The sequence below is a fragment of the Paenibacillus alvei DSM 29 genome, assembly GCF_000293805.1.
GTDB lineage: Bacteria > Bacillota > Bacilli > Paenibacillales > Paenibacillaceae > Paenibacillus_B > Paenibacillus_B alvei.
On record NZ_AMBZ01000009.1, the window covers coordinates 172,431 to 187,966 of the forward strand.

Sequence of the window (15,536 nt, forward strand, 5' to 3'; positions counted from 1 at the left end):
AAAACCGACTCTGTCATATAGCGTCAGAGTCGGTTTTTTACATTATCAGTTAAAATACTTTCGTTGTCCAGGACTCACAGTTCCATGTTTCTGTCACGATATCACGATAGAATTCAGGTTCGTGAGAAATTAGCAGGACGCTGCCCTTGTATGCCTTAAGAGCACGCTTCAGCTCTTCCTTTGCATCGACGTCCAAATGGTTCGTAGGCTCGTCAAGTACAAGCAAGTTCGTCTCTACGTTAATGAGCTTGCACAGGCGAACTTTCGCCTTTTCCCCACCACTAAGCACAGCAATTTTACTCTCAATATGCTTCGTTGTCAGACCGCACTTAGCGAGTGCTGCACGTACTTCGAATTGCGTAAAGGAAGGGAACTCTTTCCAGATTTCTTCGATACATGTATTGTAGTTTGTATCTTTTACTTCCTGCTCGAAGTATCCGATGTCCAGGTTATCGCCCTTCTCTACGGAGCCCGAGATTGCAGGAATTTCGCCCAAGATACTGCGAAGCAATGTCGTCTTCCCGATACCGTTCGCGCCGACGAAGGCGATCTTCTGGCCGCGCTCCATACGGAGGTTCAATGGACGGGACAATGGCTCATTGTAACCAATAACCAAGTCCTTCGTCTCGAATACAAGCTTGCTGGAAGCACGGGAATCCTTGAAGTTGAACTGCGGCTTCGGCTTCTCCTTTGCCAGTTCGATCACTTCCATCTTGTCGAGCTTCTTCTGACGGGACATCGCCATGTTGCGTGTCGCGACACTGGCTTTGTTGCGTGCAACGAAGTCTTTCAAGTCAGCGATCTCCTGCTGCTGGCGCTTATAGGCAGATTCCAGCTGCTGCTTCTTCATTTCATAGACTTCCTGGAACTTGTCGTAGTCACCCACGTAGCGGTTAAGCTCCTGGTTCTCCATATGGTAGATCAGGTTAATAACGCTGTTCAGGAACGGAATATCATGTGAGATGAGAATGAACGCATTCTCATACGCTTGCAGATAACGCTTGAGCCATTCGATATGCTGCTCATCCAAATAGTTCGTAGGCTCGTCCAAGAGCAGGATGTCTGGCTTCTCAAGCAAGAGCTTCGCGAGCAGCACCTTCGTACGCTGACCGCCGCTCAAGTCGTGTACGTCTTTATCTAAGCCGATATCAACCAAGCCAAGTCCGCGGGCCGTCTCTTCGACCTTCGCATCGATCAAGTAGAAGTCTTGATTCGTGAGCGTATCTTGAATCGTACCGACTTCCTCTAGAAGCTTCTCCAGTTCTTCTGGAGTTACGTCTCCCATTTTTCCATACATATCGTTCATTTCTTGTTCCATATCAAATAAATATTGGAACGCGCTTCTCAATACATCGCGAATCGTTAATCCTTTGCTAAGTACGGCATGCTGATCAAGATAGCCGACGCGTACGCGCTTGGACCATTCAACTTTGCCTTCATCCGGTTGCAGCTTGCCGGTAATAATATTCATAAAAGTGGACTTGCCTTCTCCATTGGCGCCAATAAGTCCAATGTGCTCGCCCTTGAGCAGGCGGAAGGATACGTCCTTGAAGATCGCACGGTCTCCAAAGCCGTGGCTGAGTCGTTCTACGTTTAATATGCTCATTCATGACACCTTTTCTTTTATTCTTTGTACTCGATATATTATAAACGTTATCGAGCTTAAAAGTAAGCGTAAATTCACTTAGCCGCATTATGAACGAAAATCATTCACTTTCCGAATCGTTGTGCCGAGTTCGTATGTACATTATGACTCCCTTCTTCAAAAAAGTATAAATGAATCATCATCTTTGACAAATGATCGCCTTTCGAATAAAATGAATGATAGTCAGTCATTTGTGATCGAGTTAGAAGGAGGTCATACTCATCGAAGACAAAAAGGAACGTATTGTTCGTGCGGCTATAGAAGTATTGTGCAGCAAAGGCATTGAAAAGACGAAGGTATCTGATATCGTGAAGGGAGCCGGTATTGCACAGGGCACATTTTATCTTTACTTCCCTTCTAAGCTGGCTGTCATGCCATCCATTGCAGAAGTCATGGTGCAGAAGATTATTGAGGCGCTGCAAAGCTCGGTTGATCAGGACGCCCCCGTTCATGAACAGGTTAAATCATTTATTGCAACCGTATTCCAGCTTCATCATGATGGCCGAGAGCAATTAGCGCTGTTGTATGCAGGATTGGCTTCCAGTGAGCATTTAAAGGAATGGGAATCCATTTATAAGCCTTACTATGATTGGGTTTCTGCACTATTGGAAAAGGCTCAAGCCAATGGCACAATTCGGAAATCGCTAAATACAGCTAGAACGGCACGGATTGTAATTGGAGCTATTGAATCCGCAGCTGAGCAAGTATATCTGTTCGATCAAGCAGATGAATCAGAAATACAAGCGCAAGCGGAAGAAGTATACGCCTTCGTCACTCACGCACTTGGGATTCAGGGCCTGTAGTTCAAGGGCCTAACTTTTTGTCTATAAAATGACTGAATGTCATTCATATTAGGAGGGGCGTAAAACATGAATCGTTCTTGGATGTATGTCATACTCACTTGCCTGTTCGAGCTGCTGTGGGTTTTCGGTTTTAATGTGGCTTCATCGTGGTGGCATTGGGCTATCATTCTCGGAATTATCACAGTAGATTTTCATTTCTTGGCAAAGGCTTGCGAGAAGCTTCCTACCGGTACCGTTTATGCGATCTTCGCAGGAGCTGGAACAGTCGGTACTGCACTGATGGATGTATTGTTCTTTGGCGGGAGTCTTAGCGCAGGCAAAATTGTATTTATGATCGTACTGATTGCAGGCGTAATTGGGCTTAAATTGGCGGATCAAGCTGGCTCGGATAAACAACAGAAAGGAGTTGCGTAACGATGGGTTGGCTGTTTGTATTCTTGGCAGCAATGTGCGAGATGGTCGGGGTAGTCGGACTAAAGAAGTACTCCCAGCATAGAACGCTGCAAAATGGAGTATTCTTCTTAGGAGGATTCGGTGCTTCATTCGCCCTCCTCTATACTTCATTCCTGTATCTTCAGGTTAGTATCAGCTATGCAGTATGGGTCGGGATCGGCACAGCAGGAGCCGTGCTTATCAACATGATTTTCTTCGGTGAAAGCAAAAGCCCTGCACGGATCGTGAGCCTCATCGCCATTATCATTGGGGTTACGGGTTTAAAAGCATTGTCCTGATGAGCTTCTGAGGACACAACTGAACAAAAAACAATAAGCCGCCAAGTCGAACTTAGCGGCTTATTTAGATGCTTCACTACGTTTACATCAAATGCAACTTGTGATCCGAGAGATGGAAGTGAACTTCAGCTGCATGCTCCACGAACTTCTTGTCGTGCGTAACGAAGATGATCGTCCCCTCATATCCGGAAATGAACCGTTCCAGTGCTTCAACAGCATAGATATCTAAAAAGTTGGTCGGTTCATCCAACAATAGAATGTTATACTCGCCTAGGAATAGCAGGCATAGCTGGAGACGAATCGATTCCCCACCGCTCAAGGATCGAACACTCTTCTGAATGTCAGTCCCGATGAACTGCATAGCATGCAGCACACCTCGCAAAAATCCTTCCTCATAGTCGGAGCCATTTTTGACGAATTGCAGCACGGTCTCATTGCTTGTAAATTGATAACTCATTTGACGGAACCATCCCATTTTCGCTTTTGGAGAAATGGTTAAGCCTGCCCCCGCATTTGCAATATGCTCCAATAAGGAGCTTTTTCCGCTGCCGTTTGCTCCAGTAATTGCTATTTTCTTTCCCAACGGAAACTGGAAGTTTACATCTTTTAGCAAAATAGTATCGCCTATCTGGAGTGTTAGTCTGTCTGCCATAATGGGATATTTATTGTGCAATTCCAATGCTTTCGCTTGGCGGAACACGATTTGTCGGTCTTCCTGCACGGCTTCTACTTTTTGTAGCTTTTCCATGCGATGTTCAATTGCGCGCGCGGCACGATGGACTGCTTTTTGGCTGGTGCCTTTCGATTTTGTTTCGAACATGCGGTTTGCCAGTGTCTTCGACTCTTTCCTTGACATGCTGCCTGCCTGCGCAATCTTTTCGGCCTTTTTCATTTTCTCTTGTGCAGCTTTTTCTAGGCGGTTCTTCTCCTTGATGAACTGCTCATGAGCTTGCATCTGCTGTTCGCGCTCCAACCGCTTCTGTTCGATGTAACCGCTGTAGTTCCCTGCGTACACACGTACCTTGCCTTCATGAACTTCCCAAATCGTAGTAACAAGCTCATCCAGTACGACACGGTCATGACTGATCAGGACAAGCGCTCCGCAGTAATAGCGCAGCTCATCGAGCAGGAATGCAATGCCTTCTTGATCCAAATGGGTTGTCGGCTCATCGATGAGCAACGCTTCGTAATAATGAGTCAGCAAGTGCGCCAGCTTCAGCCTTGTCTGCTCCCCGCCGCTTAACCCCTCAGTACAATTCGGAACCGCCAATCTGCCTAGTAACGCTGGATCTGCTTCAGCATCTGCTGGCGCCTCCATTTGCTCAAACAAGCCAAACTCGACATGCCGTTTCACGTTTCCGCTCATGGGTTGAACAATACCTGCAAGCAGCTTGAGAAGCGTGCTCTTTCCTGCCCCGTTCTTGCCAACGATGCCAATACGGTCAAACTGATGTACAGCTAACCGGTCTATCCTGAATACCTCTTTATCTAAATACGTCACTTCGACGTTTGCGAGTTCAAAACAAATGTGTTCCATCTTATATGCTACCTCCGAAATATATTCATTTCGTATCGATAGCCATAGGAATAGGATCGATACGAGCTTCTATCTGGTTAAGAAGAAGCCCGTATTAATAGAACAATAAAAACTGCACGTATCTTCCCTCCTACTTTGTTTCAAGCCTATCGAGCCAAATGGTCTCCATTTAAAGCTACCGCATAATGGTAGCTCCGTCAACAACATTACGTTTCAAAGCTAATCACTATAAATTATCAATGCTGTTAAGTACCAAAATAAGTCCTGCAATACACATGACCCACGAAAGAGCCGAACCCGTGCTTGCAATCTTATCTCGAATTCTCTCCAATGGCTTCTGCATCCAACGACCGAATAAGAGATGCAGTACAAGCAGTACAAGCGGAGGAACAATCATGACGAAATTATAAGCTGCCAGGACTGGAATCCATTGATTCGCTGGCAGATGAGCTGCGGTCATAAGGCCAATCGCAGCAAAATAAGGAAGTGCAGTCGCTACTTCAATTAATGATGTTGTAAAACCTAGTCCGATCATGGAATGGATGCTTTTGGATTTCGGCCGGTATGGTTCGGTCGTCTTCTTCTCAGGAATTTTAAAACTGCCGATAAACAATCCTGCCCCTATAATCGTCATCAGCCAGTTGATTGTCCGGTTCTGAAATATGCCGGATACGGCTTCAAAGGCAGCATCAATGCCCAACATCAGCGATACGCCGACTGCAAAATAAAATCCTGCTACTGTAATCAAGTAAGAGAAAATAAGCGGGATAAGACCTTCCTTGACTGTAATAAGCAAATAAATCGTAACCCCCAGCGTGGCGGGACTGAGAGTGTCTAACAGTGACAACGCTCCAACGGAAAGAAGCAATTCTATCGTCATAATCCCCCTCCTTGTTCAAACGGTTAAGCGCGAGAACTAGTCCTCTTTTTTGAAAATTGTTTTGAATAGATACCCTGCCCCTACCCCAATTCCCACACCTGGTAATGCATTTCCGAGCAATAGACCAATTCCCGCTCCGATGATCGTGCAAGCGTAAATAATAAGATCGCCTTTCTTCACTTTACTCCTTCCTTTCGCTATCTGTTTTTGGTAATTACGTGTCCTCCCTTCCTATCGGCTTTCATTCTACAAGATGACGTTGCGTCATTTTCAAGCCTAATCTATGAAAAAAATTATGGTTTTTCGTCTTTAAAAACCGTTTTTTAAAGAAAATTCAGTTACCGATGAAAAAAGCGGTTGAACGTTACGTTGCGTCATCTTGTATAATGGAGGTTCATGAATATTCCAAAGAAGGTGTTGCGCTACGATTCCGATTCAAGAGGTTACCAAGCAAACTGGCATAACCGTCCGCACGCTGCGCTATTACGATCAAATCGGGCTGCTGAACCCTTCAGCCAAAACGGCTGGCGGGCATCGAATCTACTCTGAGGATGATTTAATGAAATTGAAGCATATCCAATTTTTGAAGCAGATGGGCTTTCGTTTACAGGAGATCGATGAATTATTAGCGATGCAGGATCGGGATTGGTTCGCCAGCCTAAACAACCAGCTGACGTATATATTAGAAGAACAAGAGAAACTAAAGCAAATGGAGCAGTATCTCCGTGAATTAATGCACAGCATGGTCTTCGAAGGCAAGGCGAAAGGTGACGCCGTGCAGAAGTTGATTCAATTGTCTGGCCACAGTAAGGAAACAAGGAAGAAATACCGGGAGCTTATGTTCAAGGAACACGAGCAGAAGCTTTTATCGCGCTTGCCGAACGTTTCCAGCGATGATCCAGATTCATTGGAGTGGATCGCACTTATTGCACAGTTGAAGCAGAATATGGATGCTGGGCCGGATGATCCCCAAACCCAGCGTATCTTGAGGCGCATGTTGGAAAAAGCCGATGATTCATTCTCAGGCGAACCTGAATTTCTTGATAAAATGTGGTCAGTCCGGAAATGCCCGGAACAATCTGCTCAAATCGGACTGTATCCACTGGAACCGGAGCTGTTAGAATTTGTCGAGCAGGCCTATGAAATTTATCTCTCTAGGCATCGAATACGATCAGAATAGATTGAGAGTTTTTGAGTATGGAGTGAAATAGAGCAGCCTTCCTGTGATAGGATGGCTGCTATTATCATGATTCTATTTTTTCATGATTGCTTCAGCAAAAGAAACGGTCTTCAGAAGATGCGCATATTCCTCTGGAGTCGCGCCGCTTTCTACACACCAACACATTCCCATTGCCGTTTCTACATACAGACATTTCCTTATGACATCATTCGGAATCGAAAGCTTCTTGGTGAGAATACCTATAATTTCGTCTATTTTCTCATATAAGTCCTCCGTAATGCTTTCATCAAACTCATTTAATATAAATCGAGGAATATCGAATACAGGATCGCCGATTACACCCTTCGGGTCGATGATCAGGTATTCCCCATTGCTGCCGAGCAGCATATTATCATGATGAAGATCACCGTGCAGCAGCAGATTTTGCGAATAGTTCGAGGAAATGGACAAGCAAATCTTTCTTGCACATTGCATGTGTCTTGTTAATTCAGGGCAATCGTGACGCTGACTCATGTAATCTGTTATCCGCTCAACCCAACCGACATAGGTTGGAAATTTTTCTGCCTCAACAGCCGCAATATGTAAATTCGAATATAGGGAACAAAATATATCTAATCTTCGCTGTAACGAATCCTCGTCCCGCAAGGTAGTACCCGGCTGCAAACGTTCTAATAGGATAACGCCGTTATCGATATCTGCTCGATACACCTTACAGAATCGTTGCCCATCATATTGACGCAGCGTCGAAACTTCCGTCCAAATCGTTTCTGAAGGCTGTCCTATTTTTAGTACCGTATGGCCATCCTGTTCCGAATAGCAAGTGAACACTATGTTTGCAGAGAAGGATGGAATCAGCTGCAATGAGGACAACGACCACTTCTCGGCATAATCATCAATATAACACAGCATCTGTTCATAAAACGTGTTGCCAAATCGCTTTATAATCGTATCGATTTGCTCCTGTGTAAATATGCTAGATAGGCACTCCACATCCATTCCCTCCAATGTCTAAATATCTTCTTATCCATTTTCAAGTATATAAAAAGCTGCCCCACTAGTTCATTCAGGACAGCTTTGTTTGCTTTGTTGTTACGCTTATTAGTTGTTACTAACCGTTGCGGCAGGTTCTACCCTCGTCCGATACAACTTCTTCGCTAGCAGTGTCTGCAGAATAATGAACACGCCGCCTACACACCAATACATCGGTATGACTGCGGGAGTAGTCAGGGAAAACACGGTCATCATGATTGGAAACACGTACCCCATAAACGCAAACTGCTTGCTCTGCATCGGATCCATGCCGATTTGTGTAACTTTATATTGAAAGAAGTAGATGATCCCGACGAGCAGCGGGAGCACAATGTCCGGTCGTCCGAGCTGGAACCATAAGAACGAGTGTGCAGCTACTTCCGGTGTGAACTTAATGGCATAATACAATCCTGATAAGATAGGCAGCTGGATAAGCAGCGGCAAGCAGCCGATTGCCAACGGATTCACCTGATGCTTCTGATACAATTGCATCATTTCTTGCTGCATCTTTGCTTTTGATTCTGCATCCTTCTTATCCTTATATGTGTCTTGAAGAAGCTTCAACTCAGGCTGCAATACGTCCATCTTCTGTTTCATCTTCTGTTGATTGCGATACTGTCTCATCATGAGCGGCATCAGCGATAATCGTACGAGCAGCGTGAGCAAAATCAATGCGAGCCCGTAGCTTCCACCGAAAAATGCCGCGAAATGTTGGATCAGATACACAAACGGATACACGATGTAATGGTTAAAAAAGCCTGGCGTATTAGCATCAACCGCCGCATTAGAACCGCTTACCCCGCATCCGCTTAACAACACTAGGATCACCAGTGCCCCGATTAGAATATATTTTCGTTTGTAGGTGAATACATTGAACTGCTCCATAATAATCCTCCTTGATTGGATAACGTTCTGATTCCAATCAAGGAATGGCAGTCACCTGAATCTCCATCCGGCGCTTCTTTTCGCTTCACACTTCTGGTTAACCAGTGATGAATTTCTGTCCGACCGACGATCCGCTCCTGAGGAAGAACAATTGCGACTCGGCCCCTGTATGCAGGCACTAAGAAGTGATCGACCGCGACATACAGATGTGCAGCGTAAGCATACGTAAGTGAACATATAAGACCGATCGAGATCAAATACGGAATCAAATCAGAAGACACCAGATCCTGGAATTCCAACAGCAATGTATTCACCTCCCCTTTTATGCAGATGAGAACAGTATCTCACATGGAGAGACAAGTTTCAAATCAGGGAAAAACAAACAGTTGGATACAACTTCGTAAACAAGTTTTATCTCAATAACAAGTATGAATGATCCTTTTTCTATGATCGAATCACCGATTCACTACCAGCAGTAAGAAGAAACAAGCTCTGCGAAGAGCAGAGCTTGTTTTCAACGAAGCGCTTATTTGACAACCCGTTCTTCAATCGTCTTTTTAACGCAGCCAAGGATCTCTTTAAAAAGGAATGCGTTCTGAGTGAATCTTATAGTCATGTTCGGCAGCCCATGCGACTAGTCCGTTCCATAATTGTTCGCACGCAGCAATGATACGTTCCGGTTCAGACAACTGTCCGGACATGACCATGTTCGCGACAATATCATAGCCCTTCGGACGTTGCGGGAGCTCCAACGATTCCGGAAGCACCCTGGCTCCTGTTGAGTACAGCTTCCGATTGTGAAGACCGATCAACATGGCGCCGTATTTGGCGAATTGCATGGCCAAATACGGTAAATATGTCTGTGTGCCGGTCCGACTCACATTCCGGAGCTTTCCGATGAACTCATACATCTCCCCTACAAGCACTTCATTAACCGCATTCGCGAAATCCACACTTGATGGTGATTCTGCCGCTTCCTTCAGCTTAGAAAAAATCCGTCTGGATCATAGAGACTTAGCGGAGAGAAGAACGGCCCGTGTGTCAAAGCCCATTCCCCTTCCACTGTTGCAGCATCGTTCAAAACAACGCTTACACTGCGTACATTCACTTCGGCCTTCCAAGGTCCTGCTGACCATTCGTAACTGAAGTCTACCTCTTCTTCCGCGTCCTTCAGCACACAGAACATCTCAATGTCCGAATAAGGCCCGTCCGTACCTCGGGATACGGAGCCATACACCCCGATTGCAACAATTCGATCGGTATATACCTCCTGCAAGCGGTTGGCGAGCTCATAACAGGTTGCCAGTCTTTCATGTCTTGAAATTTCTACAGGTCCATTCATGTTCATCTGTGTATCTCTCCCTTGGTTTGTGTGATTGGAATGAGTGGATACAGATTCATGAATGGAGGGCCGCGGGCTTAACGAGGGACTTTCTTCGCGTGCATAGGAACTCCTCCTTATAAGTGATATCGTCTTTCTTCTACCTGTATATTTTTTCTCTATTTTACCAATTCTCGCTCCATAATGGAACAACTTCATGTGATGTACTTACGTTTACCTATTTTCGCGTTTACCTCCTGCTTCAACATCAAGAGCGCCATTCGGTACAAGGGCAGCTCCATTTCCTGCATGACATATATGAAGGCTTCCTTATCACCTGCCTGTGCCTTTCGAATATAATCTGTATGTATATCCACCTAATTTTGCACCTTCCTTATCTTCTACTTTCTATGTCTCTCATTTGCCAACATTAGATCATGGTAAATAAACAAAGGTTACAAGGAAAAATCTATTATGACGGCACAGTCATAATAGATACATAAGCCACTTTCCTGCCAACACATTTTAACAGGCTGATTTCAATCTAATTACGTGGTCTCCCTTAAATACGACACCAAAATGACAGACCGAAAAAATCAAATAAGAAAACCCCCGATTTCAACGATTTCGTTTGAAATGGAGGTTCTCTACTATTCTATCTATTTTCATTTACTTTTTATCGAGTGCACCTAAAAAAGGTCTCACCTACACCTATACCTATACCTATACCTATACCTGATAAAATATTCGCTCGCCTGCTAGGAATGGCAAACAATGATTCGCACAAAGCTTAGGCATTTTCTCCCGCATCCAATTATGTACGGACTCATTCCCCATTTGAAACGCATAATATCCGATAATCGAAATCAACATCATTCCTTCGATAAGAACAAGCTCTTCCGCAGCTATGTTCATAGTTCCGTAATAGCCCTCTAAGAAAATTTTACGGTGTTCTGAAGGAACCATCATCGCCCCCATGGCGATGTCTGTCAAATCGTATCCTGGGCCGAAGAATCCGAAATCAATAAAGCTTAATCGTCCTACAGGAGACATAATCATATTGCCAAATCCTAAATCACCGTGAATCAATCCCCATCTATCCGTATCGGTTCCGATTTGCTTAAGCTTATCGTTGATGAGATGAATGCACTTCTCGATGATCGCGACATCAGAAGACGCAAATAAACCGAGTTCCAACCCTTTATGTATGGTTTGAATCAAACCGTCATTATATGCAATCCCTTGCTCAGGCCGATTCTTAACACGATCTAGCGGATACCGGCGGTAAAATTCGTGGAGCTTAGCAATGTGAGATCCGAGCTGCTTGACCGATTCTGGATTCTGAAGGTCCTCCTTCTGCAGATCCCTGCCTTCTAGCCACGTTAGTACCGAACAGTTCAATCGCTGTCCTTCATGCTCGATGACGGTAATCAATTCCCCGTCTTGATTGCGCAGCGGCGACTGCACCAGCAGGCTGCTCTCATTCGCCAACGCTTCCAGCATGAGAAGTTCACCAAGCAGGCCTTCATACGTATGCTGCAAGCCTGTCATACTTGCTTTAAACGGCTGATGAACACGCAGGACATAAGTACTGCCGTCAGCTTCGCTCACTTTATATGTCCGATTCTCATTATGCCTCAAGTAAGTGATCTCAGGCTTTTGGAAGCGAAAACGGTGTAAAATGTGATGTAATTGTTCATCTGTCATCTTCAATTTCCTCTCATCGTTAAAAATTAGACATGATCGAAATATCTATACAGCCAGTCTACTTCCTAATGTTGGGATTGTCTACGGCTTGCTATCGGGCACTAAGCCTATTTCTTGGATTATGCTGATAAGGCAAGGAATATCATTTCTACTCCACTGGTCGTAACAGGAGGATTCAAATTGGAAGAAGGTATGAAAGAAGCTGATCCCTGTATGATCTTGGCTTTATGCCGCTAGCACGGCTTCGAAATGTTGGAACATCTGATTATACGCCCGCTGCTTTTGTTTATAGCGCATCTGATTCGACATCGCGTACATATTCAATACAGGAACAAGATCCTGTTCTCCCTGCACAAGTCTTAATACCTCATTGACTTCTCCATTGACAAATGCAATAGTAAGTGCCCGTATGTGGCTTCGAGCTTCTGGATTATCTGGCAGGATCGCTTCTTCCATGTATTCATCTTCCTTCACATCGTGCAGCATCTTTCGTGCTCGATAATATGCAGCCTTCACCGCCCCTTCTGTTGTCTTCAGCTTATTCGCAGTATCAGCAACAGAATACCCGAGTACGCTGCGCATAAGGAGGACGGTTCTTTGCAGAGGAGACAAGTGTGTCATCATATATTGGAAGGCGGCTTCGATGTCAATTGTACTATTCTTCTGTATAGAGTCATTGTGTTCTTGAGATTGAAGTTGCTGCTTCATCAAAATTTGATCAAATCGATGTCTTCGGCGTACTTGATCGATCCAAGCGTTTCTGGCTGTACGCAGGAGCAGCGCTTCAGGATTGTTGTGCTCTATCTCCTTGTTACGGGTTAGAATCTTAACCCACGTATCCTGTACGAGATCCTCGGAATCCCATTTGGAATGTGTGAGAGAGAGGCAATATCTGTTCAGTACGTTGTTCAACTGCTCCAGATTGGGTTGTTCGGTGCTCTGGATTTGATCTGGATTGGTCATCCTTCACAGTCAACTCCTTCATTCATTCGTTCTCGCTTCCACTTCGTCAGCCTTCTTCTTCATGCCTTACATGAATCGTTCATGGCGGCACTTATGGTTTATCTTATCAGTAAACGAACGAAGCATGCATTGCGTTACGCTGCCCAGTGAAAAAACTTTTGTCCGCTGAACCGTATCTTCTGCTGCGATCCATTCGTTTTCTTGATATTCCATGGTGGAAAAACAGAGGAGGTATTACCATGTCAAACTATATCCCTTATGTTGTTGAGCAAACGAGCCGCGGGGAACGCTCCTATGACATCTATTCCCGATTATTGAAGGATCGCATTGTATTTGTCGGTTCTGAAATTACGGATAGTCTTGCGAATAGTATTGTCGCACAGCTCCTTCTTCTTGCAGCGGAGGATTCAGACAAAGACATTTATATGTACATCAATAGTCCAGGAGGCTCGGTCACTGCAGGATTTGGCATCTATGATACGATGCAGTACATTAAGCCGCAGGTTCATACCATATGTACAGGATTAGCCGCCTCCTATGGCTCGATCCTGCTGCTAGCTGGAGCCAAGGGAAAGCGCTTTGCACTACCCAATAGCGAAATCATGATTCACCAACCCCATGGAGGCGCTCAAGGACAGGCAAGCGACATTGCCATCAGCGCCAAGCGCATTCTCAAAATGCGCGAGAGACTTGTGCAATTAATGGCTGACCATACTGGGCAGCCCGTCGAACGAATTGAAAAAGACATGGATCGCGACTACTTCATGTCTGCCGAGGAAGCACTGGAATACGGGATTATTGACAAGATACTCAAATAGTACAGGATACGAGCGATCAAGTTGTCCATTTTCATAGGTAGCTGATCGCACAGGATCAGCCTTCTTTATTAAATCTAGCCAATCGACACGCTTGTAATTTTTCCAATTGCACATTGTCGATAATTTCCTTAGCAGCGAATCGGCTGATAAGCGCTGTTGTACCAGCGGCTAATACAAGGATGTCCGATTCCAAATAACCATTTGAGGTGTGTACGCCTACAACCGTTGCATCTCGTTCTTGAATGCTGGTAACCGTGGTATTGTAAAGGACAATTGCACCATTTTCCTGGGCTTGTTGTAACAACAAGTTTGTTGTGGCAACGGGATCTAGTCCCCCCTCTTCTTGAGCGAAGCTGGCTTCATCGGGATACTCATTCAGATTCGGTTCAAGCTTCATGATCTGTTGTCGATTCAGTTGTTGTACTCGCGAGCCTTCCATGTTCATAGGAACTCCCCAAGACAGCGCACCGCTCCAATCAATATTCAAGTCAGGAAGTTCTTCTTGCAGAGCGTGATATTCTGCGATTGCATCCTCATATAAATGTGGATGTTGTTTGGATAAATAGTACGCGATTGCAGAGCCAACGATTCCCGCACCAACAATGATAATTCTCAAATCTCTATGCATACAAATGTAATCTCCTACTATTCGTTTCACTGAAGCCGAACTCGCCATTTTCCTGGTGAGCTCGGCTTCGTGCATACTATATGGAACAACCTTGTACTTGATGACGACATTCCCCTTTATACGATCTGTGTCCGCATATTGATGCGCTGCTGGAATCTCATGGAACGAGCACCGTTCAATGACCGCTTGCAATTTGCATTCTCACCGGATAACGAAGGTAACGCACAACCGCTAGTTGTACCTTCGTTATTTCGTTGCAATCTGGTGAATAAAATAGGAATTATTTTGATCTAATTATAGGAATCATGCATGTAAGCAGTCATCAAATGTACAACGAGAAGATCGAATTGATAAAGATGAAGCTTGCTCCAGGCTTACAAATTCGTAATGATATTGAAAGCTTGATCGATGGGTAGGGCCAAGGTCTTATTATATGATTTATGTATAAGAACAAGACAAGAATAATGACTACTAGAGGTGAACATAAATGAAGGAAAACAAACTAATATCGGCATTTTCTTACTGGAGTGTTCTATTTGCTCCAATCTTATTCCCCATTATTGCTTGGATTGTAGGTGACTCGGAAACAAGAAGCCATGCCAAACGAGCTCTATGGACTCATCTAATTCCTAGTATCGCAGCCATTATTGCGGTGATGTTGTTTGGTTTAATTGGGGTTAGCGTTCGCGACATCGGTGTCGCATGGGGAATCGGTGCAATTATCGCGTTTTGTGTATGCGGTGTGATTAGCGTGTACTACTTTGTATGGAATATTATCAAAGGGATCCAGGTTATCAATTCTTAATTCATTTCGAATCTGATTCTTCTTCTGCTCGACCAGAAAATTATTTACGCCACACAAAGGTACCTCTTTCGATTGGAATAGAGGTACTTTGTGTGGCGGATCATGTTCAAATTCAATGATAGTATTTTCTTTAATCTTCTATACATTTCCCCGACAATCATATTGGAACGCAGGCTTCGTCTGTAAGAAATAACCATATGAATAGATTATGAAAGGTGACGCGTACAAGCAGCTAGAAATAGAGTTGAAATGCGCCCGTTTTGCATGTGCTGTCAGATCCAAAACATAGCTTTTAAAATACGTATTATATTTATGAAAAGAGTTTCTGGTCAGTTAACCCTGAGAAAGGCACCGACCAAAGTCCCCTCACGTTTAACGGATCCGAACAGGATACTTTACTGTGATTATAAAATGAATCCGAAGCCATCAATCCAAATACCCGAAACTTCAACCTTCATTGGCCCCCGGCAGTTCGTGTTCAGATGCCATATTCTCTCTAGTTAATACATACTCTATTAAAAATAATGGAATGCCTATCTATGTTGGTAATAACAAGTATTTATGGTAATATAAAGATGGATTTCTGAAATACCAAAATTAGGAG

17 protein-coding genes and 1 pseudogene are annotated in these 15,536 nt (G+C 44.4%); 6 read left to right on the forward strand and 12 right to left on the reverse strand.

Annotated elements, in window-relative coordinates:
- Positions 1–49: 49 nt before the first annotated feature.
- Positions 50–1,606, reverse strand: a complete 1,557-nt coding sequence (locus PAV_RS25215) for an ABC-F family ATP-binding cassette domain-containing protein (protein WP_005550852.1) — start codon at positions 1,604–1,606, stop codon at positions 50–52.
- Between the two features lie 260 nt (positions 1,607–1,866).
- On the opposite strand from PAV_RS25215, the gene PAV_RS25220 reads away from it, so the two are divergent.
- From PAV_RS25220 to PAV_RS25230, 3 genes are all read left to right on the forward strand, one after another.
- Positions 1,867–2,448 carry a TetR/AcrR family transcriptional regulator gene (locus PAV_RS25220; RefSeq protein ID WP_040736833.1) on the forward strand — a complete coding sequence of 194 codons (582 nt, stop codon included), beginning with the start codon at positions 1,867–1,869 and terminating at the stop codon, positions 2,446–2,448.
- Positions 2,449–2,514: 66 nt separating this feature from the next.
- On the forward strand, positions 2,515–2,862 hold the full coding sequence (locus tag PAV_RS25225; protein ID WP_005550856.1) for a DMT family transporter: 348 nt from the start codon (positions 2,515–2,517) through the stop codon (positions 2,860–2,862).
- A 2-nt stretch (positions 2,863–2,864) separates the two neighbouring features.
- Positions 2,865–3,179 carry a DMT family transporter gene (locus PAV_RS25230; RefSeq protein WP_005550857.1) on the forward strand — a complete coding sequence of 105 codons (315 nt, stop codon included), beginning with the start codon at positions 2,865–2,867 and terminating at the stop codon, positions 3,177–3,179.
- A gap of 82 nt (positions 3,180–3,261) precedes the next feature.
- Here the strand turns inward: PAV_RS25230 and PAV_RS25235 are convergent, their stop codons facing one another.
- The 3 genes from PAV_RS25235 to PAV_RS35375 all read right to left on the reverse strand — a co-directional run bounded on the left by PAV_RS25235 (position 3,262) and on the right by PAV_RS35375 (position 5,776).
- Entirely contained in the window at positions 3,262–4,716 is a 1,455-nt protein-coding gene (locus PAV_RS25235; protein ID WP_005550859.1) for an Msr family ABC-F type ribosomal protection protein, read from the reverse strand.
- Positions 4,717–4,942: 226 nt separating this feature from the next.
- Positions 4,943–5,596, reverse strand: coding sequence for a GAP family protein (locus tag PAV_RS25240; protein WP_005550861.1), 654 nt, complete (start codon positions 5,594–5,596; stop codon positions 4,943–4,945).
- 36 nt (positions 5,597–5,632) lie between these two features.
- Complete coding sequence (locus tag PAV_RS35375) at positions 5,633–5,776, reverse strand: hypothetical protein (protein ID WP_005550863.1); 144 nt, start codon at positions 5,774–5,776, stop codon at positions 5,633–5,635.
- Between the two features lie 247 nt (positions 5,777–6,023).
- Between PAV_RS35375 and PAV_RS25250 the strand changes: the two genes are divergently transcribed.
- Positions 6,024–6,776, forward strand: a complete 753-nt coding sequence (locus PAV_RS25250; protein WP_040736834.1) for a MerR family transcriptional regulator — start codon at positions 6,024–6,026, stop codon at positions 6,774–6,776.
- Between the two features lie 72 nt (positions 6,777–6,848).
- On the opposite strand, the gene PAV_RS25255 is transcribed toward PAV_RS25250, so the two are convergent.
- The 7 genes and pseudogenes from PAV_RS25255 to PAV_RS25280 form a co-directional block, all read right to left on the reverse strand.
- Positions 6,849–7,766 (reverse strand): aminoglycoside phosphotransferase family protein, encoded by a 918-nt coding sequence (locus tag PAV_RS25255; RefSeq protein ID WP_005550867.1) that lies wholly within the window; start codon positions 7,764–7,766, stop codon positions 6,849–6,851.
- Between the two features lie 108 nt (positions 7,767–7,874).
- Positions 7,875–8,690 carry a membrane protein insertase YidC gene (gene yidC / locus PAV_RS25260; protein WP_005550869.1) on the reverse strand — a complete coding sequence of 272 codons (816 nt, stop codon included), beginning with the start codon at positions 8,688–8,690 and terminating at the stop codon, positions 7,875–7,877.
- Entirely contained in the window at positions 8,645–8,995 is a 351-nt protein-coding gene (locus PAV_RS25265; protein ID WP_005550870.1) for a hypothetical protein, read from the reverse strand. Before PAV_RS25265 ends, yidC begins: the two co-directional genes overlap by 46 nt.
- 273 nt (positions 8,996–9,268) lie before the next feature.
- Positions 9,269–10,038 (reverse strand): annotated as a pseudogene (locus PAV_RS25270) (ANT(4')-I family aminoglycoside nucleotidyltransferase).
- Positions 10,039–10,226: 188 nt separating this feature from the next.
- Positions 10,227–10,388: a hypothetical protein gene (locus PAV_RS33835; RefSeq protein WP_005550874.1), complete on the reverse strand. Its 162-nt coding sequence runs from the start codon at positions 10,386–10,388 to the stop codon at positions 10,227–10,229.
- A 352-nt stretch (positions 10,389–10,740) separates the two neighbouring features.
- Entirely contained in the window at positions 10,741–11,718 is a 978-nt protein-coding gene (locus tag PAV_RS25275; protein ID WP_005550876.1) for a phosphotransferase enzyme family protein, read from the reverse strand.
- A gap of 225 nt (positions 11,719–11,943) precedes the next feature.
- Positions 11,944–12,681, reverse strand: coding sequence for an RNA polymerase sigma factor (locus tag PAV_RS25280; protein ID WP_005550877.1), 738 nt, complete (start codon positions 12,679–12,681; stop codon positions 11,944–11,946).
- A gap of 239 nt (positions 12,682–12,920) precedes the next feature.
- Here PAV_RS25280 and clpP point away from each other — a divergent pair, with 239 nt between their 5' ends.
- On the forward strand, positions 12,921–13,499 hold the full coding sequence (gene clpP / locus PAV_RS25285) for an ATP-dependent Clp endopeptidase proteolytic subunit ClpP (RefSeq protein ID WP_005550878.1): 579 nt from the start codon (positions 12,921–12,923) through the stop codon (positions 13,497–13,499).
- A gap of 55 nt (positions 13,500–13,554) precedes the next feature.
- Here clpP and PAV_RS32750 read toward each other — a convergent pair whose 3' ends face one another.
- On the reverse strand, positions 13,555–14,127 hold the full coding sequence (locus PAV_RS32750; RefSeq protein WP_005550879.1) for an NAD(P)/FAD-dependent oxidoreductase: 573 nt from the start codon (positions 14,125–14,127) through the stop codon (positions 13,555–13,557).
- A gap of 487 nt (positions 14,128–14,614) precedes the next feature.
- On the opposite strand from PAV_RS32750, the gene PAV_RS25295 reads away from it, so the two are divergent.
- On the forward strand, positions 14,615–14,932 hold the full coding sequence (locus PAV_RS25295; RefSeq protein ID WP_005550880.1) for a magnetosome magnetite crystal formation protein family: 318 nt from the start codon (positions 14,615–14,617) through the stop codon (positions 14,930–14,932).
- The last annotated feature ends 604 nt before the right edge of the window (positions 14,933–15,536 follow it).

Excerpts from the sequence above, each read along its gene's own strand:
- PAV_RS25215 (WP_005550852.1), bottom strand. The coding sequence starts at position 1,606 with ATGAGCATATTAAACGTAGAACGACTCAGCCACGGCTTTGGAGACCGT.
- PAV_RS25225 (WP_005550856.1), top strand. The coding sequence starts at position 2,515 with ATGAATCGTTCTTGGATGTATGTCATACTCACTTGCCTGTTCGAGCTG.
- PAV_RS25230 (WP_005550857.1), top strand. The coding sequence starts at position 2,865 with ATGGGTTGGCTGTTTGTATTCTTGGCAGCAATGTGCGAGATGGTCGGG.
- PAV_RS25235 (WP_005550859.1), bottom strand. The coding sequence starts at position 4,716 with ATGGAACACATTTGTTTTGAACTCGCAAACGTCGAAGTGACGTATTTA.
- PAV_RS25240 (WP_005550861.1), bottom strand. The coding sequence starts at position 5,596 with ATGACGATAGAATTGCTTCTTTCCGTTGGAGCGTTGTCACTGTTAGAC.
- yidC (WP_005550869.1), bottom strand. The coding sequence starts at position 8,690 with ATGGAGCAGTTCAATGTATTCACCTACAAACGAAAATATATTCTAATC.
- PAV_RS25275 (WP_005550876.1), bottom strand. The coding sequence starts at position 11,718 with ATGACAGATGAACAATTACATCACATTTTACACCGTTTTCGCTTCCAA.
- PAV_RS25280 (WP_005550877.1), bottom strand. The coding sequence starts at position 12,681 with ATGACCAATCCAGATCAAATCCAGAGCACCGAACAACCCAATCTGGAG.
- clpP (WP_005550878.1), top strand. The coding sequence starts at position 12,921 with ATGTCAAACTATATCCCTTATGTTGTTGAGCAAACGAGCCGCGGGGAA.
- PAV_RS32750 (WP_005550879.1), bottom strand. The coding sequence starts at position 14,127 with ATGCATAGAGATTTGAGAATTATCATTGTTGGTGCGGGAATCGTTGGC.
- PAV_RS25295 (WP_005550880.1), top strand. The coding sequence starts at position 14,615 with ATGAAGGAAAACAAACTAATATCGGCATTTTCTTACTGGAGTGTTCTA.